26 protein-coding genes, 4 tRNA genes and 1 pseudogene are annotated in these 24,972 nt (G+C 59.7%); 9 read left to right on the top strand and 22 right to left on the bottom strand.

Annotation, left to right across the window (positions count from 1 at the left end; genetic code table 11):
* The first annotated feature begins 32 nt into the window (after nt 1-32).
* Entirely contained in the window at nt 33-944 is a 912-nt protein-coding gene (locus tag A5483_RS05325) for a diacylglycerol/lipid kinase family protein (RefSeq protein ID WP_002548882.1), read from the top strand.
* Between the two features lie 8 nt (nt 945-952).
* On the opposite strand, the gene A5483_RS05320 is transcribed toward A5483_RS05325, so the two are convergent.
* The 3 genes from A5483_RS05320 to A5483_RS05310 are packed head-to-tail and all read right to left on the bottom strand — an operon-like array spanning nt 953 to nt 2,715.
* Nucleotides 953-1,651 (bottom strand): 5'-methylthioadenosine/adenosylhomocysteine nucleosidase, encoded by a 699-nt coding sequence (locus A5483_RS05320; RefSeq protein ID WP_002548583.1) that lies wholly within the window; start codon nt 1,649-1,651, stop codon nt 953-955.
* A gap of 45 nt (nt 1,652-1,696) precedes the next feature.
* Nucleotides 1,697-2,317, bottom strand: a complete 621-nt coding sequence (locus tag A5483_RS05315; RefSeq protein WP_063811178.1) for an L-threonylcarbamoyladenylate synthase — start codon at nt 2,315-2,317, stop codon at nt 1,697-1,699.
* Nucleotides 2,318-2,343: 26 nt separating this feature from the next.
* Nucleotides 2,344-2,715, bottom strand: coding sequence for a hypothetical protein (locus A5483_RS05310; protein WP_063811321.1), 372 nt, complete (start codon nt 2,713-2,715; stop codon nt 2,344-2,346).
* A gap of 226 nt (nt 2,716-2,941) precedes the next feature.
* Here A5483_RS05310 and A5483_RS05305 point away from each other — a divergent pair, with 226 nt between their 5' ends.
* A complete protein-coding gene (locus tag A5483_RS05305) occupies nt 2,942-4,141 on the top strand; it encodes a pyrophosphate--fructose-6-phosphate 1-phosphotransferase (protein WP_063811177.1) in 1,200 nt (399 codons plus the stop codon).
* 80 nt (nt 4,142-4,221) lie between these two features.
* On the opposite strand, the gene A5483_RS05300 is transcribed toward A5483_RS05305, so the two are convergent.
* The 17 genes and pseudogenes from A5483_RS05300 to A5483_RS05220 all read right to left on the bottom strand — a co-directional run bounded on the left by A5483_RS05300 (nt 4,222) and on the right by A5483_RS05220 (nt 17,986).
* A complete protein-coding gene (locus A5483_RS05300) occupies nt 4,222-5,373 on the bottom strand; it encodes an MFS transporter (protein ID WP_063811176.1) in 1,152 nt (383 codons plus the stop codon).
* A gap of 226 nt (nt 5,374-5,599) precedes the next feature.
* Entirely contained in the window at nt 5,600-6,862 is a 1,263-nt protein-coding gene (locus A5483_RS05295; RefSeq protein ID WP_063811175.1) for a YhjD/YihY/BrkB family envelope integrity protein, read from the bottom strand.
* 107 nt (nt 6,863-6,969) lie between these two features.
* Nucleotides 6,970-7,563, bottom strand: a complete 594-nt coding sequence (locus A5483_RS05290; RefSeq protein WP_176607842.1) for a MerR family transcriptional regulator — start codon at nt 7,561-7,563, stop codon at nt 6,970-6,972.
* A gap of 182 nt (nt 7,564-7,745) precedes the next feature.
* Entirely contained in the window at nt 7,746-8,225 is a 480-nt protein-coding gene (locus A5483_RS05285) for a bifunctional nuclease family protein (RefSeq protein WP_002548883.1), read from the bottom strand.
* Between the two features lie 30 nt (nt 8,226-8,255).
* Nucleotides 8,256-8,969, bottom strand: coding sequence for a transcriptional regulator FtsR (ftsR, locus tag A5483_RS05280; RefSeq protein ID WP_002548806.1), 714 nt, complete (start codon nt 8,967-8,969; stop codon nt 8,256-8,258).
* Complete coding sequence (locus tag A5483_RS05275; protein WP_042842599.1) at nt 8,969-9,547, bottom strand: FHA domain-containing protein; 579 nt, start codon at nt 9,545-9,547, stop codon at nt 8,969-8,971. Before A5483_RS05275 ends, ftsR begins: the two co-directional genes overlap by 1 nt.
* Nucleotides 9,544-9,948, bottom strand: a complete 405-nt coding sequence (locus A5483_RS05270; protein ID WP_042842600.1) for a glycine cleavage system protein H — start codon at nt 9,946-9,948, stop codon at nt 9,544-9,546. The genes A5483_RS05275 and A5483_RS05270 overlap by 4 nt, the downstream gene beginning before the upstream one ends.
* 63 nt (nt 9,949-10,011) lie before the next feature.
* Nucleotides 10,012-10,764: a DUF881 domain-containing protein gene (locus A5483_RS05265; protein WP_063811174.1), complete on the bottom strand. Its 753-nt coding sequence runs from the start codon at nt 10,762-10,764 to the stop codon at nt 10,012-10,014.
* On the bottom strand, nt 10,757-11,089 hold the full coding sequence (locus A5483_RS05260; RefSeq protein ID WP_063811173.1) for a small basic family protein: 333 nt from the start codon (nt 11,087-11,089) through the stop codon (nt 10,757-10,759). The genes A5483_RS05265 and A5483_RS05260 overlap by 8 nt, the downstream gene beginning before the upstream one ends.
* Nucleotides 11,090-11,131: 42 nt before the next feature.
* Nucleotides 11,132-11,875 carry a DUF881 domain-containing protein gene (locus A5483_RS05255; RefSeq protein WP_042842712.1) on the bottom strand — a complete coding sequence of 248 codons (744 nt, stop codon included), beginning with the start codon at nt 11,873-11,875 and terminating at the stop codon, nt 11,132-11,134.
* Nucleotides 11,876-11,895: 20 nt separating this feature from the next.
* Entirely contained in the window at nt 11,896-12,555 is a 660-nt protein-coding gene (clsA, locus tag A5483_RS05250) for a cardiolipin synthase ClsA (protein ID WP_063811172.1), read from the bottom strand.
* A gap of 39 nt (nt 12,556-12,594) precedes the next feature.
* Nucleotides 12,595-13,218, bottom strand: coding sequence for a phosphatidylinositol phosphate synthase (gene pgsA / locus A5483_RS05245; RefSeq protein ID WP_002548610.1), 624 nt, complete (start codon nt 13,216-13,218; stop codon nt 12,595-12,597).
* Nucleotides 13,211-13,771: an HIT family protein gene (locus A5483_RS05240; RefSeq protein WP_042842602.1), complete on the bottom strand. Its 561-nt coding sequence runs from the start codon at nt 13,769-13,771 to the stop codon at nt 13,211-13,213. Before A5483_RS05240 ends, pgsA begins: the two co-directional genes overlap by 8 nt.
* Nucleotides 13,764-15,833, bottom strand: a complete 2,070-nt coding sequence (gene thrS / locus A5483_RS05235) for a threonine--tRNA ligase (RefSeq protein ID WP_063811171.1) — start codon at nt 15,831-15,833, stop codon at nt 13,764-13,766. Before thrS ends, A5483_RS05240 begins: the two co-directional genes overlap by 8 nt.
* A 73-nt stretch (nt 15,834-15,906) precedes the next feature.
* Entirely contained in the window at nt 15,907-16,539 is a 633-nt protein-coding gene (locus A5483_RS05230; protein WP_063811170.1) for a response regulator, read from the bottom strand.
* Nucleotides 16,536-17,773, bottom strand: a pseudogene (locus A5483_RS05225) (sensor histidine kinase). Before A5483_RS05225 ends, A5483_RS05230 begins: the two are co-directional and overlap by 4 nt.
* A gap of 141 nt (nt 17,774-17,914) precedes the next feature.
* A tRNA-Val gene (locus A5483_RS05220) sits at nt 17,915-17,986 on the bottom strand.
* A gap of 360 nt (nt 17,987-18,346) precedes the next feature.
* Here A5483_RS05220 and A5483_RS05215 point away from each other — a divergent pair.
* The 4 genes from A5483_RS05215 (at nt 18,347) to A5483_RS05200 (ending at nt 19,553) form a co-directional block, all read left to right on the top strand.
* Nucleotides 18,347-18,419: transfer RNA gene (locus tag A5483_RS05215), tRNA-Gly, on the top strand.
* 28 nt (nt 18,420-18,447) lie between these two features.
* Nucleotides 18,448-18,518, top strand: a tRNA-Cys gene (locus A5483_RS05210).
* Nucleotide 18,519: 1 nt separating this feature from the next.
* Nucleotides 18,520-18,591: transfer RNA gene (locus tag A5483_RS05205), tRNA-Val, on the top strand.
* Nucleotides 18,592-18,806: 215 nt separating this feature from the next.
* Complete coding sequence (locus A5483_RS05200) at nt 18,807-19,553, top strand: sirohydrochlorin chelatase (RefSeq protein ID WP_002548483.1); 747 nt, start codon at nt 18,807-18,809, stop codon at nt 19,551-19,553.
* Between the two features lie 52 nt (nt 19,554-19,605).
* Here A5483_RS05200 and A5483_RS05195 read toward each other — a convergent pair whose 3' ends face one another.
* On the bottom strand, nt 19,606-20,457 hold the full coding sequence (locus A5483_RS05195) for a PPK2 family polyphosphate kinase (protein WP_063811169.1): 852 nt from the start codon (nt 20,455-20,457) through the stop codon (nt 19,606-19,608).
* A gap of 132 nt (nt 20,458-20,589) precedes the next feature.
* On the opposite strand from A5483_RS05195, the gene msrB reads away from it, so the two are divergent.
* The 3 genes from msrB to A5483_RS05180 all read left to right on the top strand — a co-directional run bounded on the left by msrB (nt 20,590) and on the right by A5483_RS05180 (nt 22,959).
* Entirely contained in the window at nt 20,590-21,036 is a 447-nt protein-coding gene (msrB, locus tag A5483_RS05190) for a peptide-methionine (R)-S-oxide reductase MsrB (protein WP_002548648.1), read from the top strand.
* A 118-nt stretch (nt 21,037-21,154) separates the two neighbouring features.
* A complete protein-coding gene (locus A5483_RS05185; RefSeq protein ID WP_002548595.1) occupies nt 21,155-21,724 on the top strand; it encodes a DUF3000 domain-containing protein in 570 nt (189 codons plus the stop codon).
* A complete protein-coding gene (locus tag A5483_RS05180) occupies nt 21,721-22,959 on the top strand; it encodes a ribonuclease D (protein ID WP_063811168.1) in 1,239 nt (412 codons plus the stop codon). Before A5483_RS05185 ends, A5483_RS05180 begins: the two co-directional genes overlap by 4 nt.
* 15 nt (nt 22,960-22,974) lie before the next feature.
* Here the strand turns inward: A5483_RS05180 and dxs are convergent, their stop codons facing one another.
* The gene (gene dxs, locus A5483_RS05175; protein WP_002548752.1) at nt 22,975-24,849 is read right to left on the bottom strand and encodes a 1-deoxy-D-xylulose-5-phosphate synthase; all 1,875 of its coding nucleotides are present in this window, start codon (nt 24,847-24,849) and stop codon (nt 22,975-22,977) included.
* Nucleotides 24,850-24,972 lie beyond the last annotated feature (123 nt).

Here is a 24,972-nt window from a genome sequence, read left to right as displayed (position 1 = left end):
CCGGCACCAGGATGATGCCTTAGGCTGGCGGCGTGCAGACATCTCAGCCGCGCAAGGTGGCAGTCGTCCACAACTCTGTCAAAACGCAGCACAACCCCGCCTGGCGAGACCTCATCGAAAGAAAGTGCCGCGAGCACTGCGGCGTCACCCCCCTTTTCCTTCCCACGACGGCCGACGACCACGGTCAAGGCCAAGCCTGCCGAGCCGTCGACCAGGGAGCCGAGCTCGTCCTGGCTCTTGGCGGTGACGGCACCATCCGTCAGGTTGCCGCGGGCCTAGCCAATACTGGGATCCCGATGGGGATACTTGGAATGGGCACTGGGAACCTGTTGGCCCGTAACCTCGAGTTGCCGCATACCAATCTCGCAGCGTCCCTCGATGCCGCCCTGACTCGCCCGGTAAGGGCAATTGATCTGGGCTATGTCCGCTTCGACGAATCCGAGGAGATTTGCTTCACTGTCATCATAGGGATGGGAATGGACGCCCAGACAATGGCCGGTACCCGAGACCGTCTCAAGGACAAGGTCGGCTGGCTGGCCTATGCCGCCTCAGGTGCCCTCACACTGGTGCAACCTGGATTTCAAGCCAGTGCAAGCGTCGACGGACGCCGCCCCGTCGTCACTCGGGCACGAACGGTGTTGGTCTGCAATTGCTCACTACTACCTGGTGGCGTCGTTCTCGTCCCCGGGGGCCGCATAGACGACGGAACCCTTGACGTCCTCACGCTGTCTCCTCATGGCATTGTCGGGTGGGTTGCCGTCTTCAATCACCTCGTCACCCGGCATCGACACGGCCACCGTCTCGTGCGCCATGCGACGTCACGCACTGCCCTCGTTACATCCGGTTCCGGCCCGATTCTGGCGGAAGTTGATGGCGACCCCATGGGCACAGTGACGACAATGAGAACCCGAGTGGCCCCAGGAGCTCTGCTCGTACGAGCCTGACAGCTTCCTCAAGCTCTCCGCACTTGTTTAACTAGGGCATGAGCAAGGTCGCGGCCGCGATGGGCAGCGTCGTTGAGGAATGCTGGGAAATCCGCTACCGCATCACCGTCAGCAGAGTCGGATAAAATTCGCACTACAGCGAAGGGCACACCCAGACGATTGGCTGCCTGCGCCAGAGCCGCACCTTCCATTTCGACGGCACTAGCCTCAAATGTGGTGCGTAGCCAAGCAACTTTCTCGGCCTGAGCGATGAACTGGTCTCCACTGACGATCGGCCCCGCCACCACGTGATGGCCACGAGGCTCCTCCAACGCGCGCAATGCGCCGAAGACTACGTCGAAGAGACGAGGATCCGGTTCCCAAAACGGTGGTTCTCCAGGAACGGTCCCAATCGGGTTACCAAACGCAGTGTCGTCAGCATCATGCTGCTGGAACTTATTGCCGACCACGACGTCACCGATTTTGAGTCCGGGCGCGACAGCCCCAGCAACTCCGGTGAAGACGATGCATGTTGCGCCGGCTTGAACCATTGCCGAGGCAGCCAATGCGGCATTCACCTTGCCGATACCACATTTAGCCAGCACTACTGGGGTACCGTCTAGCCGTCCGCGCAGTAGCTCGCAGGGGCCCTCAAGCTCTTCGACCTCGCCAAGGTCGGCTCGGATGAGGCGCACCTCATCCTCCATCGCCCCCATTAGACCAAGCACTCTCCCAACCCTTCGTCAGTCGATCATGTCCATAGGCCTATAGCCTCACTCGAACACAGTGGGGTCCCCAGCACCGCGACGAGTGATGACCGCTTCCCCGGAGGTGAAGTCAACCACAGTGGTCGGTTCAACACCACAATCTCCTGAGTCGAGGACAGCATCGAGTTGGTCACCGATCTCGTCTTGAACCTGCCAACCGTCGACCATAGGTGTGTCCTGGCCAGGCAAGATGAGGGTGGAGGAAACGATCGGCTCATTCAGGGCCTCAAGCAACGCCAGGGCCGTCACATGCTCGGGGAGGCGCACCCCAACGGTTTTCTTTCGCGGATGCAGCATGACCTTCGGAACATCGCGAGTGGCATTGAGAATGAAGGTATACCTCCCCGGCACAGCAGCCCTGACGGCGCGAAAAACCCAGTTATCCATCTGGACATACTGGCCAACCTGCGCAAACTGGCTCATAACCAGGGTGAAGTGATGCTTGTCAGATAGCTGACGAAGTTTGCGAATCCGGTCCAAGGCGTCCTTATTCCCCAGCCGGGCGCCGAATGCGTAACCCGTGTCTGTCGGGTAGGCGATCAGGCCGCCATCGTGCAGGATGTCAACGACCTGATGGAGGGAACGCTGCTGCGGATTCTCCGGGTGGACCGGGAAATACTTAGACACTGTGTAATTGTATCGTCACAGCGATCTCAGCGGGCTAGCAAAGTACACATTTCGTTTGCCCGACCGTGTACTTCAGTTAGACCGATAAGGGCCAGCAAGCGAGTAGGCCGGGTAACTTCAGTCGCGACGCTGACGGCGTCTCCATTGACGTCAATAACAAGCTGACTCAATCCGTCCGTCTTGGTCCCGCGCGCGGATGCCTCCGCTGCCATACGAGCGGCTCCAGACCCATCTTGGCCGACGAGCTGTGCCGCGGATCCTTCCTCGCACCCGGCTCGAGCTGCCTCAGCGGCAATAGTGTGGGCGATGCGGACTGCCCGAGCCCGCTCTGCCCCGTCAACCGCTACCCCCGCAGTTACCAGGAGCATGGGCAGTAACACGGTGACCAGAACCGACATGCTCACACCGCGATCGCAGCGACGATGCGGCAGGCAGATAGCGTAACGGGATCGCGGAGATGGCGGAGCCATGTGTCGATCGCACCAGCGATGAATCATCATGCCAGCAGACCAGCACGACGACCGTCAATCCGACAAGGGTTGACTTTGACTCCTCTGGTGTGCGCTTCGGCCCGTACCATAGGCTTGCTAACGTCACCCCACACGACGAACGAAAGGGTTCTCCATGGCCGTCAAAAAGGTCGCACTTCTCACCGCGGGCGGATTTGCGCCTTGCCTGTCTACCGCGATCAGTGGACTGATCCAGCGCTACACCGAGGTAGCACCTGAGGTTGAGATCATCGCCTACAAGCACGGCTATGAGGGCCTGCTCACGGCAGACTTCCTCGAAGTTACCGACACCGTTCGCAAGAATGCCGACATTCTCAAGCGCTTTGGTGGATCCCCGATTGGCAACTCCCGCGTCAAGCTGACCAACACCGCCGACCTCGTAAAGCGTGGTCTGGTCGCCGAGGGCGATGATCCGCTCAAGGTCGCCGCCGATCGCCTGGTTGCCGACGGGGTTGATATTTTGCACACCATCGGTGGCGACGACACCAACACCACCGCCGCCGATCTGGCCGCCTACTTGGCTGAGAATAATTACGGCCTGACCGTCGTTGGCCTGCCGAAGACCATCGATAACGACGTCGTGCCAATTCGTCAGTCGCTGGGTGCTTGGACCGCTGCGGAGCAAGGCTCCCGCTTCGCCCAGAACATCATTGGCGAGCACAACTCCGGATCACGCATGCTCATCGTCCACGAAGTCATGGGCCGCAACTGTGGCTGGCTAACCGCCGCCACCGCCGCCAAGTACCGCGAGTGGCTCGATACTCAGCAGTGGCTGCCTGAGATCGGCCTGTCCAAGAAAGCTTGGGACGTCCACGCCGTGTATGTTCCCGAGGCTCACATCGACCTCGAAGCCGAGGCCGCGCGCCTCAACAAGATCATGGACGAAGTCGGCAACGTCACTATCTTCCTATCTGAAGGGGCCGGCCTGGACGCCATCATTGAGGAGATGGAGAAGGACGGCCAGGAGGTCCCGCGCGATCCCTTTGGTCATGTCAAGCTCGACAAGGTGAACCCGGGTGCTTGGTTCGGCAAACAGTTCGCCGACAAACTCGGTGCCGAAAAGGTCATGGTCCAGAAGTCCGGCTATTTCTCCCGTTCGGCCGCCTCGAACGAAGCTGATCTGGAGCTCATTGGCCGCTGCACCGACCTCGCTGTCGATTGCGCCCTCGCCGGCAAACCTGGCGTCATCGGCCAGGATGAAGAAAATAATGACGAATTGACGAATATCGCCTTCGATCGCATCAAGGGCGGCAAGCCCTTCGACGTCACCCAGCCGTGGTTCAGTGCCATGCTTAGCGAGATCGGGCAGATCTGACAGTCGCGTAGCTCGTTAGTGGCCCTTCCGTGTGAGCTCGTCCTCGTTTGGACGGTTCACAGCGGCAGGGCCACTTGCGCTCAAGCCTGGGCTGCCATTCGCCGCTGGGAGCGACCAACCGCAATCACGGACAGGAAAGCCCAAAGAGTCAGCAGTGCGAGGTAGATAAACACCAGGCTATATCCCAGCCGTTGAGCCAAATAAGAGCTGAGCATCGGTCCAGCAAAGGCACCAAAAATGCCGTAGGCAGTGAAAGCCAAGCCGAAAATCGGACCAAAGTGCTTGATACCGAAAAGGGGCGTCAGTAGCAAAGGGGAAATCGTGAAGATGGTTCCCAAGGCCACTCCAGCCAAAAAGGCCACGATGATGAGTGCCCAGCCGCTGGCGACGAACCCCAACAGCACATAGCCAAGGACAAGGGCCGCCGACGTAACACATCCGATCACCGTCGGACCAATACGGTCAAGCACCATGGCGTTAACCACTCGTATCAGTCCATTTCCAGAAACGAAAGCGGTAACGGCGGCCACCGCACTTACGCGCACCCCAATATCGTTGAGATGGGCGGAGTAGGTGGCAGCGAATGTCATCATTGTGATGGCGGCCCCACCGCCAGCAAACCAGATCGCCCACACCTGCCAGAATGCAGCGGTCCGCACAGCTTGAGCAGTTGTCACCGACGGTGCAGAAATCTCTCTTCGCGCGAACGCCAGCCCTTCGGCACGCTTTTTCTCCAGCCAGTGTGGGGTGGAAAGGAAGATCACCACCATCTGTGTCACGGCGACGGCAACCACTAGCGCGAAGACCGTGGCTGTGAATCCCCAATTTCTTAGCATGCCCGCCACGACAGGGGCCGCCACAGCAGCAGGAAGCGCGAAACTGGCATTGACCAATCCGGTGACCAGTCCCAACCGTCGCGGGAACCATTCCTGGACTGCGGTCAATGAAGGGGAATAGGTGAAGGCAGAGGATGCCCCGGACAACAGCGCCCAAACATAAGCCATAGGTAGCGACCGTGGGTCAGCCAGCACGACCGCTAGCGACACGAGCATGAGAGCCGTCGCCACAACATACATCCAGCGGGTACCCAACTGCTGACGAACGATCCCGGCGACATAAGTCAGTAGCCCCGACGCTAGGACCGCGCATGTCGTCACCCAGCCCAAAGATACGTCTGAGGCTCTTGTGACGCTCCCCCACCATGTGGTGAACAGGGGAGGCAGTGTGAACATGATGACTCCGGGAAACAACGTACCCAAGAGACTGGCAGCTAAGGCGCAGTTGGCTCTTCGCGACGAAGACCCTTGCAAAGTCGCAATTCCCTTCTGGGTCCGGGAGGGCCCGACGATGCGGGGCACGCATGAGACGAGCGCCACCAAGCCCAGAGCTAGGCGGCTTGGTGCGTTGGGGTCGCGTCACCGTAGCGGACCAGACATCACGCGTCGCGCGATCAGTGATTCATCGTTCCTCGCGGCGTCGACCGATGATGGCGCCGAGCGCCATGCCCCCGATAGCCCCGACAATACTCGCACCAATGACCGGCCAACGGCTGGGCTCGACGTACGACGAAGGCAGCGCACCAGAACACGCGGGTGTGTCGTCGCGGGTTGCTGCAGGTTCTGCCTCATGAGACCGTTGACTCGTACCCCTTTCTCCCCCGCTTTCTTGGGCAACGCCATCAACGACCGTGTATCTCGGGGGAACAAACTCCTTGCCACTCTCATCAGCCTTCTTCGCTTGCTTACGGGCGCGGTCCGCTAACGCTGATTCCCAATGCCCGTCAGCCGTAATACAACCCTCACGTCCAAGCAACGGCTCGTCGCAATCGTTCCATTCCTGATCGATATCCGGCTGATTCGCAGTGGCGATCCACGAGGCAATGAAGAGGATTAATCGGGCGACGAGATCAAAGACCAGCATGACGATAATGATCGAACCGAAAGCTTGAGCAGCTTTGTTGGAGTTGAACGCCTGCACGAGGTATCCGGCACCCACCTGCACTAAAGCGAGGGCAAACCCAGCCACCAGAGATCCCTTGAGAATCGGCGACCAACTCGTCTTGACGCGGGGCATGACGGTGTACAAGAAAATGAAAAGGAGCCAGCCGGCAATCGTCGTCGCCAGTAGACCTGCCAGCGTTAGCAACAAGCCGTGTCCAGGAACTGAGACAAGGCCAGTCCAGCGGGCCAACATGCCGGCCATAGAGGAACCGACCTGGGAGGTGATGATCGTTAATAAGGTCACCAGTAACAAACCGAGGAACGCGAGCATATCGGAGAGCTTGGCTCGCGCGAAGCCGCGGTCTTCACCAACCATGTCAAAGTCAGGAGCCCACTCCGCCTGAATACCCTTGCGGATGTTCCCCACCCACCCGATTCCAGCCCACAACGCAGTCAGGAAGGAGACGACGAACGCCCAGACAGATCCGCCAACTTTCATGGCGTTCTCGATGATGGCGCGAATCTGTTGCTTATCGCTGGGCTCGGTGGCCAGGCTTACGACTGAATCTACGACTTGGTTAAGTATGTAGGGGCTCAAACGGCTCAACACCAATCCCAATACTGCAAAGGCAAATGCAATGACCGGGATAATTGCCAGCACCGTGAAATAGGTAATAGAAGCGGCGAAATGATTGCCGAGACGTCGGTTAAAACGAGTGTGGGCTCGCAACAGATGAGCGATGCCGGGTCGCTTCATGATGGCGGCTATGGTGTCCTTCACAGGGGCCTCCTCGTTGAAATCATGTCATGGCGGACGCCCCCGATGCACGCTCACCGGTCATAAAGATGGAGACCGAGCGAGGTCATCTCCCCTTAATAACCACGTGGTTAGGAGGCGTGCTTAGCAATTCTGCGTGCAGTGAACTCGTCGAGCTCGGTAGTCGCGACCGGGTTGAGGCGCTCACTAGGAAGCTCAGCAAGGCTGCCCTGGACGTCGCGCCACACCCCTCCCAGAGCAATAGCGAACATCCCCTGCCCACCACGCAGTAGGTCAATGACTTCATTATCGTTAGTGCACTCGTACACCGAGACCCCGTCGCTCATGAGGGTAACGCGGGAAAGGTCCTCAGCCCCGTTATTGCGCAGGTGATCAATAGCCACCCGGATCTGTTGCAGGGACACCCCAGCGTCGAGAAGGCGCTTGACAACCTTGAGCATGAGGATATCGCGGAAGGAGTATAGACGCTGACTTCCCGAGCCACGAGCTGCCCGAATCTCCGGACGGACCAAACCGGTTCGCGCCCAATAGTCGAGCTGGCGATAAGTAATGCCGGCAGCACCGGAGGCGACTGGGCCGCGGAACCCGATGTCCTCGGGCAGTGGAGCAAAGTCGCCCTCGAACAAGGCTTCCTGACCGCGACCGCGACGCACGTGGCCGTCGAGGGGAATCTCAACACTCGGCTGCTCACCGGTCGTTGCCATGTCGTCACCCTTCACCAGTTCTACTCATGGTCTCATTGACGAAGCTTGGCACCCCGCCTAACGCCCTTGACGCTACGGCGCGAGCCTCCAACACCGTCGAAGCCACGCCGTCTACTTCACATCGTCCGCGCCCTCCTCCCTTGAACATGCGTTTCACTAGGCATTTTGTTATAGCTTTAGGGTCAACCAGAGGTCGAGGGTCCCGGTCCAAAATCGTCGGGGCTGATGTCATCAAGGAAGTGCCGGAACTGTTCAACAGTGTCCTCTGGGCCAGCATCGAGGAGAATCCCGGCTGTGGAGATGACTTCCTCGGTGCACCAAATTGGAACGGGCAAACGTAGGGCAAGGGCCACCAGGTCAGAGGGGCGAGCGTCGATACGCATATCCCCCAGCACCAGTTCACCGAACCAAATGCCGTCCTCAACCTTGGTAATGATGCACTTGGGTTCTTCCTCACACAGAACTGCAATGACGCGCGCCAGTAGGTCGTGAGTGAAGGGACGGACGGGCTCGTCTTCATTGATGGCATCCGTAATGGCTGTTTGTTCAGGATCTGCGATCCATAAGGCAAGATGGCGTCGACCATCAACCTCACGAAGCAGCAGCACCGCAGCTCCGGAGACAGGCTCGGTCCGAACCTCGGCGACCTCGAGCAAGACCATGAAATCAGCCTAGCGCGGTCCCCATGTCGATCAGTTACCTGACCAATGCTCCAACATGTCGTAGACCATGGCGGTATGAGCGTGCATCATCACCTTGGTCGTCTCAGCAGCAATCTTTGAAGCCTGCTCGGGATGACGCGCATGTGGGATAAGAGCCTGTTCTATGAGTCCAGCTTCATGCTCCGCAGCTTGCCTGATGGCCCGCATGTGACGGGTATCCATACCGTAAGCCGCCAGCCGACGTGCTGCGACACAGATGACGAGAGCTTCTTGCCCAAAATACGAGGCTCCGCGCTTTGGACGCACCAACTGGTGCCGCTCAAGCTCCATGAGCATGGCCTCGGTAATGCCAGAGGCTCGGATAAGTTCGCGTCGGCTCATCCGGATAGGGCCACGAGTCCGGACAATTCCTTGACCGGACGGCTGAGGCTGAGGGTCAGGGACACCCTCATTCTCGGTGGGCAGAGGAGGTGCCTCGGAGACCGGGGGTTCCTCGCCTCGGTCCATCATGTCCAAGTGATCCCTGATAACCCGCAGCGGCTGGAAATGATCGCGCTGGCAGGTCAGGATGTACCGCAATCTCTCGACGTCAGAATCGGAGTACTTGCGATATCCCGACGGTGCCCTCTCAGGGGACAGCAGGCCCTCGGACTCAAGAAATCGGATCTTGGAAATGCTCAGATCGGGAAAATCCGGCTTGAGAGTCTTCATGACCTGCCCGATAGTGCGGACAGACCTTGGCATCAGTCGCGACCGGCCCCACTCGTCCCCGATGCCATCCCACCAGTGTGGTAGGTCATCCGGAACTTTCCGATCTGCACCTCATCACCATCACGTAATGCCGCCGAACCATCGACAAGAGTGCGATTGACGTAAGTGCCGTTGAGGCTGCCTTGATCCTCAACGACCATCCGGCCGTCTTGACGAATGAACTTCACATGGTGGCGAGACACCGTGATGTCGTCAAGGAAGATATCGGAATGCGTAGAACGCCCTGCCGTCGTCTCATCCTGGTCCAGCAAGAATTGGGCACCGAGATTCGGGCCGCGTCGCACGATCAGCATGGCGTTCTCAGCAGGAAGATCGGCGATGTCCTGCAAGACACCGGCCGGAAGATCCACGTTGGGCGAACCTTCCTCAACCACCGTTGGTTCGATGATGGCCGGGATCACGCCAGTGTTGTCCCCCGGTGTGTCAATGGGCACCCCAAGACGGGTCCCACACCGGGAGCAAAAGTTTGCGCCATCCTCATTGACGTGGCCGCACATGGGGCACTTGTTCATGTTCGCGTCCTCGCTCTCGGGGGTCTCCGACATAGTCATTTTAGGGGTACCTCCCCAATGCTCGCGAGGTATTCGTCGGGGTCGAGCAATTCGTCAAGCTCTTCGGGATCCGACAGCCTCACGTCGAAAAGCCATCCGTCCCCCCAAGGGTCTGCCTCAACCTGGTCAGCGTCAATCGAGGGGTTCACCGCAACAACCTCACCAGCTACTGGCGCAATAATCTCCCAGGTGCGCCCCGAAAACTCCATGTCCCCACAGGAATCCCCGGAAACGATCTCCTCACCGCCATCGGGAAGAGACAGTGATTCCACCGGCCCAAATAGGCCCAGGAGCGTTGACGTGACTCCGAGTCGCACCCGGTCACCGTTGCCGAACCTAATCCATAGGTGATCCAAGGTGCACAACACATCATCGGGAATCTCGGTCATCACCACCTCCATGACACGGCCGACGTAAAAATCCTTGTACTTGCAGGGTACCGCGCCAAACGCCTTAAGCCCGCCTCATCTCACCGGTGTGGCGTGGGCCATCGGTTGTGGGCGGGCAACCGCCGTAATAGTGAGATCGTTCGAGGTCGTGACCTCGACGCGGGCACCCACCTTGTCCGATTCCATCTTGGAAACCAAACCACCGCGGAATCTCGCTCCCTCCTTGAGAGCATGAGGCTCGCCAATAATCGTCAACGTGTACGGGCGGGTGACGGTGGTACCGCTGGCCTGCAAACCGTCTGGGCTCGCCGCGAACCACGTGCCGGCAACAATGCGCACCTTATTATTGAGAACCATGGCTTCAGCCCCGGCATCACGCATCTCTTCAACAGCATCGAGCACCATGTCTGATGTGACCTTGTCTTCAGGATCATCAATGGTGATCTTGATACCGGGTCCGTGGACGGGAATCGTGCCAGCCAAGATCTTCATCCGAGTGAGCTGTTCCTGAGCTTCTTGCTTAGCCACCTTGCGTGAATCAGCACCCGACTGGAGATCCCTCGTCGTAGCGCGTAGATCAGCGATCTCCGAATCAAGCTGGCGTGACGAATCCGATAACGAATCCAGCATCGTCACCAGATCAGCCCGACTCATCGTCGAGTAAGCATCCTGATCGTGCCGCGATCGCACTTGAGTGACAACCATGAATGAGCACAGGCACAAGATGATGGCGACGAGGATCTGGCCGGTAGACGCCGAGGCCAGGTCCTTAGCAATTTTGCGCCAGTGATTCTCGGCCCACTCCCGTGGAGCGTGGTGTTCAGGCATGAAGCACCTCACGCCGAATGGCGGCAGCATTTGTAAAGACGCGAATGCCTAAGACGACGACGACCGCGGTCGACAGCTGCGACCCCACGCCGATCTGGTCTCCCACCCAGACAATAAGAGTCGCGATGGCGACGTTCGACAAGAACGAGACGACAAAGACCCGGTCCGAGAAAGTGTGGGCTAAATAGGCACGCACCGCACCAAAGATGGCGTCCAGAGCAGCGACGATCATGATCGGCAAATACGGCTGCAAGCCGGGAGGCAGGGTCGGGTTAACCACGATACCGATAATGATCCCGACCACCAGGCCGATGAGCGCAATCATGGGTGTCCTTCCTGTGTGCCAGTGCCGTTCATCGTCTCATTGTCAACGATGAGGACTCGCATGACTCACCGATGCCTTCGATCCCGGCACTGAAACCCGATCCTTCGTCACCACTTGGTAGGTGATTGACGAGTTGTCCTTGAGGTAGGTCATCCAGCGGCCGCCAGGTGTGTCTGCCAGCTCGGCCGGCAGTTTCTGCGGTGAGCCAATAGCTTCGACGACGTACGGGCGAGACAGCGACACGTAATCCACCGTGATCGCCGACCCAGCAGAGCGAATCGCGGTGCGAGGTCCAATGCGGTGCCCGTTGATGGCTACCGCTTCCGCCCCAGCCTGCCATAGCGCATTGACCAACTTTCGCAAATCCTTATCGCCAAGTTCATCGGCAGGAGCAGCATTCGCGTCATCAAGGACGATGCGCACCCCCGGGCCCGCCATCGGAACCATCGCGGAGTCTTGACCGGCCTCGTCACTCCGTGGTCTAGCACCCGCAGCCTTCATGGCATTAACAGACGCACGAAGCTTCGTGAATTCGGCATGCTGGGCCGACTCATGGGCCTGAGCTGATTGCACATGGGCGACGAGATTCTTGCGTTCCCGTGCGTCCAAGGGCGCCCGCGCAACGGTCGACCGCCATGCAATACCAATGAGCACACCCGTCACCAGGAGCAGCGCCACCGCTATCACCCCGATCGGGCGACGAGAAGTGGCATCAGGATTCCGATCGTGATGTTCCTGATATCCCTGGTCTACGGCCTGCTCGCGGACCTCTCTCAGCAGGTCCATCGACGCATCTGGACGCTGCTTCACGAATGCTCACCCCGAGAATTGCTGCGTGGCAGTGTCCGCACGATGTGGATGGTCTGAACTAGGTAGAGGAAGAAGGCCCACCAGTAGAGAGCTGTCCCCCACGCCGCGAAGGCCCATCCGAGCACCCGGCATGCCGTCCATCCACCAGTACCGAAGTGCCCCAGGAGCACCAGCGGGAAGGAGTACAGCAGACAGAAGGTCGCCGCTTTTCCGACGAAGTGCACTGGCAAAGAGGTGAATCCACGCGTGCGCAGCGCTGGTACGAGACAGGCCATGCACACATCACGGGCGATGAGGAGAATCACCAACCACAGCGGGATGACGTCACGCAGTGTCAGGGCAATGACGGTCGCAAAGATGTAGAGACGGTCAGCAACCGGATCGAGCATCTGCCCAATGCGGGACACTTGGTGCCAGCGGCGGGCTATCTGGCCGTCAAGCCAATCCGTCAGACCTGCCACAGCAAGCACTGCGACTGCCCAACCATCTGCACGCGGCCCTAAAGCCAGCCACAGAAAAATGGGCACACCGATGAGTCGGATGACCGATAGGACATTAGGAACCGTCCAGAACCGGTCGGTATCCCACGGGTTGGCCTCGCGAAACTCATCAGGCGGCAGCGTGCGCGTCACGACATCCACCCTAACCATCCACACCGCTAAGCCGGGAGTCCGACCACTGTGTGAAGTCTCTTCTCACGACTCGCATGCCCGACGCACCGCCACCATCCGTTGAACGACGGTGATTGCTCCTGCCAGCGTCAGATAGCACAGCGCAATCGGTAGAGCTGCCAGGCACCAGTGTGGGAAGGCCCCTACTCTGGCAAGCCCGGTGATCTCGATGGCCACCAAGCTCACTAGCAGACGGTCCGCACGAGTCGCGATGCCCACTTTGGCCTCCAGACCGAGAGACTCAGCTTTGGCACGCACATAGGAGGTCGCCATACCGAATACCAGGGCCGCACAAGCCATCGCTGTCCAAAGCACGCTATTCCCCGGCCCGGCAAAGTACAAGGCCACCCCGACAAAAATCGCGGCGTCACCAAAGCGGTCCAAGGTCGAGTCCAAGAAGGATCCCCATTGGGAGTGACGACCTAGTTTGCGGGCCATGTTGCCGTCAAGAGAATCAGAGAAGATGAACAGGGTAACCAACCATGGCCCCGGCCACAGCCAGCCCTGCGGGAAGCAGATGAGGGCCATCACAACGGCACCAATAGTCCCGACCCAGGTGACCACATCGGGGGTGACGTGAGCCCTCACCAAGGCCTCAGCAATGGGATTCATAACCTTGGCCCAACCAGCCCGGAAATGCTCAAGCATGGCCCACCCACGCATCGGCAAGCATCTGGCGGCCGTCACCAAGCAACTGCGGTACAGCACGAACCCCTGCCACGATGGGCAGAAAATTGGTGTCTCCGGTCCACCGCGGGATGACGTGTTGGTGCAGGTGCGCGGCAACCCCAGCGCCACCAGATGCCCCCTGGTTGATGCCCACGTTGAACCCTTGCGGATGGGAGACCTTCTGAAGCGTCCGGATGGCATCCTGGGTGAGCTGGGCCATCTCGACAACTTCCTCCTGGGTCGCGTCGACATATGCAGCGACGTGACGGTAGGGGCACACCAGCATGTGCCCGGGCCCATAGGGGTAGAGGTTCATGATGACGTAACAGTGTTCGCCACGGTGGACAATAAGAGCGTCCTCGTCGCTGCGTCCTGGGGCTCTACAGAAAGGGCAGCCATCCTCCGGTCGGTCGCCTCGAGGCTTATTCTCACCAGAGATATACGCCATCCGATACGGGGTCCAGAACCTCCTAAAAGGGTCCGGTACCCCAACCAGATCCTCGGCGAACTCGAGGCGATAATCCTCACTCATCAATGGCTCCGCGCAGCGTTTCGGCGGTCGGGTCGTCGTTGCGGTGCCCATTACTCCAGGCCCCAATAATCCGCACCGCCTCGTCCAGGATCACGCCATTGACCTGAGAGCCATCTCGCAGCCGGAAGGATACGGCACCAGCTTCGGCGTCCTCACCGCCCGCGATAAGGACGAAAGGCACCTTCTCCCGAGAGGCGTTGCGGATCTTCTTGCCAAACCGATCCGAGGACAAGTCCGTCTCGACCCGGATGCCGCAAGAAGCCAACACCCCAGCGAACTCGGTGACGTAGTCGTTAAAGGCCTCGGCCACCGGCACCAGGCGCACCTGAACTGGGGAAAGCCAGACCGGAAAGGCGCCAGCGTAGTGCTCGGTGAGCACACCAATGAATCTCTCAACGCTACCCAACTTGGCCGAGTGCAGCATGATCGGACGCTGGTGGGTACCGTCGGCGGCCGCGTACTCTAGGTCGAACCGCTCGGGCTGGTTAAAGTCATACTGAATCGTCGACATCTGCCAGGTACGCCCGATGGCATCCTTGACCTGCACCGAGACCTTCGGTCCATAGAAGGCCGCACCGCCTGGATCGGGGACCAGCTGCAAACCAGTACTACGGCACACCTGGTCGAGGGTGTCGGTGGCGGCCTGCCAGTCCTCGTCGGAGCCGATGAACTTCTCCTTCTTCGCGCTGTCGACCTCACGGGTGGACAATTCGAGGTAGAAGTCCGTCAACCCGAAATCAGCCAGGATTGACAGGAAGAACTCGATCTGCTTGGCGATCTCGCCGGGAGCCTGCTCGCGGGTGCAGTAGGTATGGGAGTCGTCCTGGGCGAATCCACGCATCCGGGTCAGCCCGTGCACAACGCCCGACTTCTCGTAGCGGTAGTCATGGCCCATCTCGAACAACCGCAGCGGCAGTTCACGATAGGACCGACCCCGCGACCGGAAGATGAGGTTATGCATCGGACAGTTCATGGCCTTGAGGTAGTACTCCTGGCCGGCCCGGGTGACGTTACCCTTCTCGTCACGTTCCTCATCGACAAGCATCGGCGGGAACATGGTGTCGGCGTAGTAGGGCAGATGACCCGAGGTGTGGAACAGCCCGCCTTTGGTGATCTCCGGAGTATGAACGAAGGAGAACCCAGCCTCCATATGGCGGGCAATGACGTGCTCCTCAATAAGGTGGCGCAACATCGCCCCCTTCGGATGGAAGACCGCCAGGCCCGGACCGATCTCCTCCGGGAAGGAGAACAGGTCAAGCTCGACTCCCAGCTTGCGATGGTCGCGACGCTCGGCCTCCTTGATCCGATCCTGGTAAGCCACCAGGTCCTCCCGGCTAGCCCAGGCGGTGCCGTAGATGCGCTGCAACTGGTCGTTGTCTTGATCACCCTTCCAGTACGCAGCTGAGAACTTCGTCAGAGCGAAGGCATTGGACAGGTATTTGGTGGAAGGCACATGAGGACCACGGCAAAGGTCCTTCCAGGCAACCTCGCCGTTGCGACGCACGTTGTCGTAGATCGTCAGCTCGCCGCCACCAACCTCAACCGAGGCACCTTCAGCACCCTTGCCCTTGGTGCCAATGAGTTCCAGCTTGTACGGCTGATCGGAAAGCTCCTTGCGGGCGGACTCCTCGGTGGTGACCCGCCGCACAAAACGTTGGTTCTCCTTGACGATCCGTTTCATCCGTTTCTCAAGCTCGATAAGCACCTCGGGGGTGACGGGCTCGATATTGCCGAAATCGTAGTAGAACCCGTCGGTGATGAACGGGCCGATTCCCAGGTTCACCTCAGGATACAACTGCTGAACAGCTTGGGCCATGACGTGAGTGGCAGAGTGCCGGATGATGTTGAGCCCGTCCTCGCTGGTGGCCTCGATGGGCTCCACATCGGCGCCGTCGTGGAGTTCGCGCTGCAGATCGACGACGCTGCCGTCCATCCGCATGGCGACGATGCCGCGATCGGAGCCAAAGAGATCCAGTCCCGTGGTGGTGGTGTCCACCTGCTGGGTCCTGGAGGTACCGGAACGGTGCAGGGTGATGCTGATGGACACGATTGACTTCCTCACTCGATGACTACCCGACTGATGTCGGACACGATCCAATCATGCCGTACACGTCCGGGCAGCTACGAGTTGCGGGTCAGCGAATGAGACCATTTTCCCTCGCCCTAGCCACCGCCGCGCTGCGCGAGGTGACTCCCAGCTTGGTGTAGATGTGCGACAAGTGGGTTTTTACAGTGGCCTGTGAGATCACCAGTGACTCGGCGATACGGGCATTGGACAACCCATTGGCCGAGGCCTCCAGAACATCCAGCTCCCGGGCTGTCAACGAGGTTTGTGGGGAACGCGTCCGATCCCGCAAACGCGTCTCAACTGCTGGAGCCAACGCCCCCTCGCCACCAGCAGCCCGGTGGATGGCACTGAGCAGTTCCTCGGCGCGGGCATCCTTGAGCAGATACCCGATGGCCCCTGCCTCGACAGCAGCAAGGATGTCAGCATCGGTTTCATAATTGGTGAGGATGAGCACCTCTGGGGCATTGGGTTGAGACCTCACTTTCCGTGTGACGTCGACACCTGAGGGGGCCCTGGGATCGTTGCTGAACTGCAAATCAAGCAGGATCAAGTCGACGTCGATGGTGGATGCGGCTGCCAAGGCCTGGGCAGGGGTGGCCGCCGTGGCGACAATCTCGATATCAGGGTCAGTGCCCAGTAGTGCCGTAATCCCAGCTCGAACCACCGGATGGTCGTCAGCAATGAGGACGCGCACGGTCATGACGGTTCTCCTTGACTGCGGGGAATGGGGAGGATGACGTCGACGATTGTGCCTTCACCGGGCTTGGAGGTCAGGGAGACCTCACCAGCTAGCTCGTCGACCCGCTGCCGAATAGCCTGTAATCCGAAGGAACCCTCGCCGAATGAGGCGTCAGGATCCATGCCGATCCCGTCATCGGTGACCTGCAGATGGACGTAGTCGTCGTCACGGAGGATCCGAATCGTCGCGTGCTGAGCATGCGCATGCCGCACCACATTGGACATGGCCCCCTGAGACAGTCTCAACAGGGCTGTCTGGATCTCCATCGGTAGATCGGACGTGTCAGAGCAGTCCACGTCGACGTGCAATCCACCGATTGACCATGAAGTAGCCCCAGCCGTTCGAGCACCGCAGGCAGCCCTTGGTCGACGACGGCGGGAGGGGCCAACTCCGCTATGAGCCCGCGAGTTTCAGCGAGGGCCTCTGAGGAGGCGCGGTGAGCTAGCCGGATCTGCTCAGCGGCGAGATGGTCGGGCAAGGTGCGCTCCACCGCCGACAGAAGCAGCCCGATACTCGACAGAGATTGAGCGACGGTGTCATGAATCTCACGGGCCAATCTGGCCCTCTCCTCCAGTACGCCGGCCTGACGTTGAGAAGCAGCTAACCTCTTTTGCACCGCCAGCAGATCCTCATTGAGGCGTTCCAGCTCGACCGCCTGAGCCTGCATGGCCTTAAGAGACAGACCAACGACGACGGCCACTGCGGCACCCGCAACTGGACCGACGACTCCTCCTACACTCCAGCCCCTGGTCAACCCGACCCCAAGCACGATGGCCACCGCTTCGACTACGACCGCAACGCATGCTTGAAAGGGCGCCAGATGGTCCACATACGCAAACGACAGCGGGATCGTCAGATAAGCGGCATAGGGAAAGTCAATAGCCAGCACGACCGACACGATCACCATGGCTGCCACCAAGATGGGACGCCACGCCTCGCGGCGGGAACGATCCATGATGTGGGTCCCCATGAGGAAGATGTATATAACGGCGAGTAAGACCGACCACATGAGGATCCGCCCCAGATGCGGCGGGGATAAGACAAGGGCCATGACGATGGTGAAGATGACAAGGCCAGCGAATAGCACCTGAATACCGATCTGCATTCCGACCTTGATAGCCACCGCGCGCCCACGGTGACCGGGGTCGAGATCGCGCCAGCGACGCATTCCAACGCGAGCAGATGTTGTCCTCATCGAGATCAAGTCTAGATGCATGCCTCCTGCTGCTTTTCGCCTCGTCAGCTCCGATTCTTTGCCCTCGCCTAGCCCACGAAAGCAACAAGGCTCGAACCGAAACCATCGACGATGGCAAAGGTTCGAGCCTTGTGCGTAAGGTGGGCGATGCGGGGTTCGAACCCGCGACCCCTTCGGTGTGAACGAAGTGCGCTACCGCTGCGCCAACCGCCCGCGCTGGAGAAACTATGCCAGAACGAACATCACCTGTCCAACCCGACGACTGCAGAGCTACCAGGCTGAGAAGTGGCTCTGCTCGCAAAGCAAACTATGTTCGTGGCATCGCGACGCGCAGCGGCGATCCTCAACCCATTCACCACCACCCTTCCGCCGGTGAACCTGCGGGCCAACCAACCACGACACGCCAACAGACAACACTGATGAAATTCGACTTGACTAGGTAAAACACCAGACTTCGAGGCAAGTCAGCCGGCCCGATTTGCATTGCCTCCAAAACATCCTCTAGAGTTCTTTCTCGTCGCCCGGCAGGAACGACGAGGTGCGAAAGCCCCTCGGAGACCCGCTGGACAGCATGCGGACGTGGCTCAGTTGGTAGAGCATCACCTTGCCAAGGTGAGGGTCGCGGGTTCGAGTCCCGTCGTCCGCTCGGAGAGGTCTTTCGGACCTATCCACGTGGTGGAGTGGCCGAGAGGCGAGGCAACGGACTGCAAATCCGTGTACACGGGTTCAAATCCCGTCTCCACCTCGGGCGGTTGGCGCAGTGGTAGCGCGCTTCCCTGACACGGAAGAGGTCGCCAGTTCAAACCTGGCATCGCCCACGAAAAGGTCGGTCGACGAAAGTCGGTCGGCCTTTTTTAGCACCCTGTCCCAGTTGCTTGATTGCGGTCAGACTCGCACCTGTCCTATGGCATCACGTCTGGAATGCACACCGGTTCACAGACACATTTCCGCCAACTTGGATGATCTACTTCGATAGGGTGAACGCAACGTGTAGGGCTTATTGCCCTCAAACGACGGCGAAGGAAGTGGTCCCATGGCTGCGCCGGTACTCGACCTCGTCCTCCCCGCGATGTCCGAGGCCTCCGCAAATCTCATTGGTCAGCGGCTGCGTCAACGAATGTCCCACCTGCATCCGCATATCGAGTCAACGGTGAGCTTCGTCCCGGAAAAGGGCCGTTGCAAGGCGCCTCGCATCAAACCGTCATGGCGTGAGCTGGTGCTGATCCCCGTTAATGCCACCCATCTGCATTACAGTCCGCCGCAGTTGGCCCGGCATGCCGAAGACATTCATCGCAACCACCACGATCTTGCCATCCGCATTGCACGTCCTACTGGCCCTGTGCCAGCCCTTCTCAATCTTGTCGATGCCCGTCTTCGTCTGGCAGCGCACCGGGCGCATGCCCAAGAGCTAGACTCCCTCGTCCTTTCAACTCCCGATGGTGGAGATCCGCGCGGAGCCGCCATGCTCTCCAAGCTGACCCGGCTATGGTCCCAGCACCACCACCTTCCGGTCCATATCGCCACCAATAGTGGCGGTGCCACTGCCGTGGAAGAGGTCGTCGCCCATTTGCGTCGGGAGGGGCGTCGTCATATTGCCGTGGGAAGCCTGTGGATCTGTGACGACGAGACCTTCCGCGCTCATACCCACCGCGCCCTTCGCGCCGGAGCTGAGCTAGTCTCCGCATCCTTGGGCGACGATCCGGTGCTCGCGGCCCTAGCCTTCGAGCGCTACTGCTCAGCAGCAATGGGGTTGGTATCTGAGCCGACTGAATCACGCTGACGCCGGCAGCCAATTTCGGCTGGGACGATTGCCGAATCGGCTCACATCTATCTCACGCCTGGCTGAGGCGTTGTTTCTCCTGATCAACGTCAAAATCGGCAGGCGGCCAGGTGAGCTTCATCGAGCGCATTGTCTCGAGCAGGATGCGAGCGACCGCCCAGTTGCGATACCACTTGTGATCCGAGGGGATGATGTACCACGGCGCGATGTCAGGATTGCACTTGCTCAGCAGGTCGTTGTAAGCGTCCATGTAATCGGGCCATTTGGAACGGGTATCAAGGTCTGACGGGTTGTACTTCCAGTACTTGGCAGGGTTATCTAGGCGAGCCTTCAGCCGCTCCTTTTGGATCTCTGCGGAAACGTGCAGGAAGCACTTGATGATGTCGTAGCCGTTAGCAGCGAGTTCCAACTCGAACTCGTTAATAAGGTCGTATCTTTGCCTCCACACCTTCTCGTTGACGAGCTTGTCTACTCTGGCTACCAAGACGTCCTCGTAATGGGAACGGTCGAAGACCCCGAGCATTCCGGGCCCAGGCAAGGCCTTGCGGACCCGCCACAGGAAGTCATGCTTGAGTTCCTCATCGGTGGGGACCTTGAAGCTGTGGTGGTGGATTCCCTGCGGATCAACCAGACCGAAGACATGGCGCACAACTCCACCCTTACCAGCGGTATCGAGGCCTTGAAGGATGACGAGCACCCGGCGGGCTTCCGGGTTGCTGCGACCGCGAGCGAAGAGCATCTCCTGCAATTCAGCTAGCTCTTCAGCCATTGGTTCGAACTGCTTCACAGTCTTGCCTTTGCCTCCCGGGGTCTCCGGGGTGGCGCCGGTGTCGATCGTGTTGATGTTGACAGGGGCTTGCGGGCAACGCAGCACATCAGATAGCCGAAGAGAGTCTTTGGCCATGGGGTCCGTCCTTCCTCGTCATTGTGTTCCCATCCTGCCGCAGTCAAGATGAGTCGGCATGGGAATGACGACACCTGCCTTACCGTTCCACTACATATGGAACCGGCGAGATGCGCCGGGCTGGAGGAGATCATGAACGACGAGCACACCACGTCACCGGAGCTACAACCACGCCTGGTATTAACCCCTGATCAGTGGCGCGAACGCCTGAGCAACGAGGAATACCACGTGTTGCGCGAAGCGGGGACCGAGGCTCCCTTCGTCGGCGAATACACCGATACCACCACCGAGGGGGTGTATCGCTGCCGCGCATGCGGAGCCGAATTGTTCCGCTCTACCCAGAAGTTTCATTCCAGCTGTGGATGGCCATCCTTCTATGCGCCGCTGGCCGAGGACCGGGTGCGGTATCTCAACGACGAGTCCCTTCCTGGCCGCCCACGAACCGAAGTGAGGTGTGCTCAGTGTGATTCCCATCTCGGCCACGTCTTTTCAGGCGAGGGGTTCGACACCCCCACTGATCTGAGGTATTGCATTAACTCCATCTGTTTGGACCTAGAACCGACTGACGAGGCGAAGTGACGAAACCGCGGCTGCGGACTGAAACCCTCAACCTCGACCGCATAGATCGACAGCGCGCGGCGCGTCGAAAGAGCCCCACAGGTGCCAGCCCCCATAGCCTGAAGGCGTGATTCGGCAGATGTATCCCGTGGTTTTCGACGAGTTGCGTTCCCGGATTCTCGACTATTCGTGGTCTGACAGACTCGAAGTCCATGAGATCCCTGCTCCTACCCGCATCTCGCCGTTCTCGGTAGCAATCGAAGGCTCGGTCACGATCAGGGGAGACGAGCTCGGCAGCGGACGCCTCATCCTGCTACACGATCCTTCCGGTTCTGAGGCCTGGCAGGGCACCAGCCGTTTCGTCGCCATGATCCGAGCTGATGTTGATGCTTCAATGGCTTCTGACCCACTCATAGGCCGTGTCGCGTGGTCTTGGCTGACGGATTCTTTGGAATCTCACCACGCCGTCCACCATGCCGAAGCCGGCACTGTCACTTCAGTTGTGAGCCGGCCCTTCGGAGAACTTGCGGCAGATCTCGAGTCCGACCACATCGAGCTGCGTGCCTCATGGACTCCGACGTTCTCAGCTGTCGGAGACGTCGATTCTCATTTGGAATCGTGGAGTGACCTCTGTCTGCTCTCCTGTGGGGTTTCTCCTATTCCTGACGACATTGCCGCCATCTCTCCTCGACGGGCCAAACTCGCGTGAGCGACCTCCCTATCCTCGCCGAACCTCGCGAGGGAGTGCCACCGGTCGTCAGCTCTCCCGAGAGTCTCAGGCGCACCTGTCAGGCTCTTGCTGACGGGCGTGGTCCAGTTGCGATCGACACTGAGCGGGCCCACGGGTTTCGCTATAGTCCGCGGACCTGCCTCATTCAGTTACGCCGAGACGGATCGGGCACCCATCTCGTCGATCCCCTTGCCCTTGGTGGAGCCGCTGGTCTCAAGCCACTCGCCGAGGCGTTGGCTGAAACCCAGTGGATTCTCCACGCTGCCACCCAAGACATGCCCTGCCTTGCCATGGACGGTCTGCGCCCTGATGACCTCTTCGACACGGAACTGGCGGGCCGTCTTCTCAACCTGCCGAGGGTCGGTCTGGGCCCAATGGTCGAGCATTACTGCGGTGTGACCCTACTCAAGGAACACTCCGCCTCTGATTGGTCCCGTCGACCGCTCCCCCACAATTGGCTGGCGTATGCAGCTCTTGACGTCGAGCTGCTCATTGATCTCAGGGAAAAGATCCGCAACGATCTTCTTGAAGCCGGAAAAGAGCAGTGGGCTCGTCAGGAATTCGCCCATCTTGTCAAGGTAGCAGCGGACTTGCCCAGCGAGGAACCGAGAGTCGACCCGAAGCGCTGGCGCAAGATTAGCCATATCGGTGATATTCGCAGCCGGGCTGGGCTGCAATTAGCCCATGATCTGTGGTTAGCACGAGAGAACCTCGCTTGTGACCTCGATATTGCGCCCGGGCGTCTGCTCCGTGATGAAGTCTTGGTCGCTGCGGCTCGTCGCTGTGACCGCACCGTCAACGTTGAGGTCGAGACGATTCTTGCCATCAAGGGATTCCATCGAGGGCAGGCGAAAGGGTACCGCCATACCTGGGCCGAGGCCATCAACCACGCACGAGGCGTGACACCAAAGAAGTATCCGCCATTGCGGGAGCCATCCTCAGGCATCCCCCACCCCCGGTCCTGGGAGCGCCATCACCCGGAGGCAGCCGCACGGTGGGCAGCCGTAAGGCCAGCTGTCAACGAAGTGGCCGCCGACCGCGACGTCCCACCAGAAAACCTCTGCACCCCAGCGTGGCTGAGGCAGTTCGCATGGCAACCTCCCGACGACTGTTCAGCCGAAGGGATTGACGTTTTCCTGGCGGATATCGGTGCCCGCCCGTGGCAGCGCGAAATTCTCGCAAGTCTGCTAAGCGAGGTCATGGCCACACTGTAAATCCCGGCATTGCCCTCACGAGGAGGCACTGCCAAATTGGGTAACTAGCTGGCTGACGGCATCGGCAATGCCCCGAGCGTCTAAACCAAGTTCAGCCATGATCGCCGAGCGCGAGTCGTGGTCGAGATAGCGTTGCGGAATGCCGAGATTACGTATCGGTCGCCACACACCCCGTTCTGACAACGCATCAGCCAGGTGAGATCCGAGCCCGGAAACGACGAGCCCATCCTCAACGCTGACGACTGCGCGAGCGTTTGCAGCCTCCTCAATAAGCCCCTCACACACGGGGAGGGACCACCTGGGACTGACGACGCGAACCGGGGCGTCGAGTTGGTCTACCGCGGCGAGAGCCTGTGCACACAGCTGTCCGTGAGCAACGAGAAGAATCCCATCTTCAGGGCCATCACGCAACACGTCCAGACCATCATGAGAAGCTACGACGCAGATGTCGTCCGGCATCGGGTCTTTGGAGTACCGGATGACGGTAGGGCGGTCGTCAATATCGACGGCCTCGTTGAGCACGGACATGAGGTGCTGACGGTCACGGGGGGCCGACAGCATTAGGCCGGGAACAATGCCGCACATAGCCATGTCCCACATGCCGTTGTGAGATGCGCCGTCTGTACCTGTAATACCGGCCCGATCCAGCACAATCGTCACACCCGCATGGTGCAAACCGGCATCCATGAGGAGCTGGTCAAAAGCGCGATTGAGGAAGGTCGAGTAGAGGGCCACAACGGGGTGTAACCCTGCGGCGGCCATACCAGCCGCAGATGTCACCGCATGCTGCTCGGCAATACCGACATCGAGAACCCGATCCGGATGACGGGCTGCGAACGGTGCTAGGCCGACGGGGTGGAGCATGGCGGCGGTCACCCCAACAACATCGGGACGCCTCTCCCCCAACTCAACCATGGCTCCGGCAAAAGCCTGAGTCCACGAGGCACCACCGGCAGCCTTAAGAGATGCACCAGTGACTGGGTCGATCCTTCCGACGGCGTGGAAATGATCCTCCTCATTGGCCTCGGCAGCAGCGAATCCCTTGCCCTTGGTCGTCATGACGTGGACGATGACAGGATGCCCATAGCGCTTAGCAAGCTCGAGGGCGCGTTCAACCGAAGAGACATCGTGACCATCGACCGGGCCGAGGTACTTGATACCCAGATCGGAGAAAATCCCATTGCCGATGAGCGCGTCTTTGACACCAGCCTTAGCGGCATGCATGAGGCCGAAAACTTGCTTGCCAAGCGGCTTGTCGGTGACATGGCGCTTCATCCGGTCGAGAGCCTCCTCGTAATGAGGATCAGTGCGGATAATGGCAAGTTGGTTCGCCAGACCGCCCACTGTAGGGGTGTAGGAACGGCCATTATCGTTGACGACCATGACCAAGCGGAGATCCTGCTGGTCGGCGATGGAATCCAGTGCTTCCCACGCCATTCCGCCAGTCAATGCTCCATCACCAATGACAGCGACGACGGTGCGGTCCTCGCCCTGAGAGAGAAATCCTTTGGCCATGCCCTCGGCCCAAGACAACGAGGTCGAGGCGTGGGAGTTTTCCACCCAGTCATGGGCAGACTCCGCGCGACTGGGATACCCGGAAAGTCCCCCGTGCTGGCGCAGCTTGTCAAAACCGCCTGCGCGCCCTGTGAGGATCTTGTGAACGTAGCTCTGGTGCCCAGTGTCAAAGATGATGGGGTCGTGGGGTGAGTCAAACACCCTGTGTAGGGCAATCGTCAGCTCGACGACACCGAGGTTCGGCCCGAGGTGACCGCCAGTGCGCGACACCTTATCGATGAGGAAGGTACGGATTTCCTCGGCGAGGTCCTCGGCCTGGTGGGTGGTGAGCTTCCTCACGTCGTCAGGGCAGCCGATGTCGTCGAGAAGAGCCATAGGTCCAATCCTATGACCTGCCGCCGTGACACCGCGCCCGCCTTGCAGTCCGTTTCGCCTCAGGCTCATTTATCTCATCAAATTAGGTTTGACTGCGGCGTATCACACAAAGCCGTCGTATTC

Origin of the sequence: Cutibacterium namnetense (genome assembly GCF_001642025.1) — a bacterium.
Classification (GTDB): domain Bacteria; phylum Actinomycetota; class Actinomycetes; order Propionibacteriales; family Propionibacteriaceae; genus Cutibacterium; species Cutibacterium namnetense.
The sequence above is the reverse complement of the archived record's forward strand: the minus strand, read 5'-3'. Positions and strand labels throughout refer to the sequence as shown.

Excerpts from the sequence above, each read along its gene's own strand:
- dxs (WP_002548752.1), bottom strand. The coding sequence starts at position 24,849 with ATGGCTCTTCTCGACGACATCGGCTGCCCTGACGACGTGAGGAAGCTC.
- A5483_RS05285 (WP_002548883.1), bottom strand. The coding sequence starts at position 8,225 with ATGGTCTTGCTCGAGGTCGCCGAGGTTCGGACCGAGCCTGTCTCCGGA.
- A5483_RS05300 (WP_063811176.1), bottom strand. The coding sequence starts at position 5,373 with ATGTTCACACTGCCTCCCCTGTTCACCACATGGTGGGGGAGCGTCACA.
- A5483_RS05255 (WP_042842712.1), bottom strand. The coding sequence starts at position 11,875 with ATGGACCTGCTGAGAGAGGTCCGCGAGCAGGCCGTAGACCAGGGATAT.
- A5483_RS05240 (WP_042842602.1), bottom strand. The coding sequence starts at position 13,771 with ATGAGTGAGGATTATCGCCTCGAGTTCGCCGAGGATCTGGTTGGGGTA.
- A5483_RS05270 (WP_042842600.1), bottom strand. The coding sequence starts at position 9,948 with ATGGAGGTGGTGATGACCGAGATTCCCGATGATGTGTTGTGCACCTTG.
- A5483_RS05265 (WP_063811174.1), bottom strand. The coding sequence starts at position 10,764 with ATGCCTGAACACCACGCTCCACGGGAGTGGGCCGAGAATCACTGGCGC.
- A5483_RS05200 (WP_002548483.1), top strand. The coding sequence starts at position 18,807 with ATGGCTGCGCCGGTACTCGACCTCGTCCTCCCCGCGATGTCCGAGGCC.
- A5483_RS05230 (WP_063811170.1), bottom strand. The coding sequence starts at position 16,539 with ATGACCGTGCGCGTCCTCATTGCTGACGACCATCCGGTGGTTCGAGCT.
- A5483_RS05195 (WP_063811169.1), bottom strand. The coding sequence starts at position 20,457 with ATGGCCAAAGACTCTCTTCGGCTATCTGATGTGCTGCGTTGCCCGCAA.
- pgsA (WP_002548610.1), bottom strand. The coding sequence starts at position 13,218 with ATGCTTGAGCATTTCCGGGCTGGTTGGGCCAAGGTTATGAATCCCATT.
- ftsR (WP_002548806.1), bottom strand. The coding sequence starts at position 8,969 with ATGCCAAGGTCTGTCCGCACTATCGGGCAGGTCATGAAGACTCTCAAG.
- A5483_RS05290 (WP_176607842.1), bottom strand. The coding sequence starts at position 7,563 with ATGGCAACGACCGGTGAGCAGCCGAGTGTTGAGATTCCCCTCGACGGC.
- A5483_RS05185 (WP_002548595.1), top strand. The coding sequence starts at position 21,155 with ATGTATCCCGTGGTTTTCGACGAGTTGCGTTCCCGGATTCTCGACTAT.
- A5483_RS05310 (WP_063811321.1), bottom strand. The coding sequence starts at position 2,715 with ATGTCGGTTCTGGTCACCGTGTTACTGCCCATGCTCCTGGTAACTGCG.
- A5483_RS05305 (WP_063811177.1), top strand. The coding sequence starts at position 2,942 with ATGGCCGTCAAAAAGGTCGCACTTCTCACCGCGGGCGGATTTGCGCCT.
- A5483_RS05260 (WP_063811173.1), bottom strand. The coding sequence starts at position 11,089 with ATGATTGCGCTCATCGGCCTGGTGGTCGGGATCATTATCGGTATCGTG.
- msrB (WP_002548648.1), top strand. The coding sequence starts at position 20,590 with ATGAACGACGAGCACACCACGTCACCGGAGCTACAACCACGCCTGGTA.
- A5483_RS05275 (WP_042842599.1), bottom strand. The coding sequence starts at position 9,547 with ATGACTATGTCGGAGACCCCCGAGAGCGAGGACGCGAACATGAACAAG.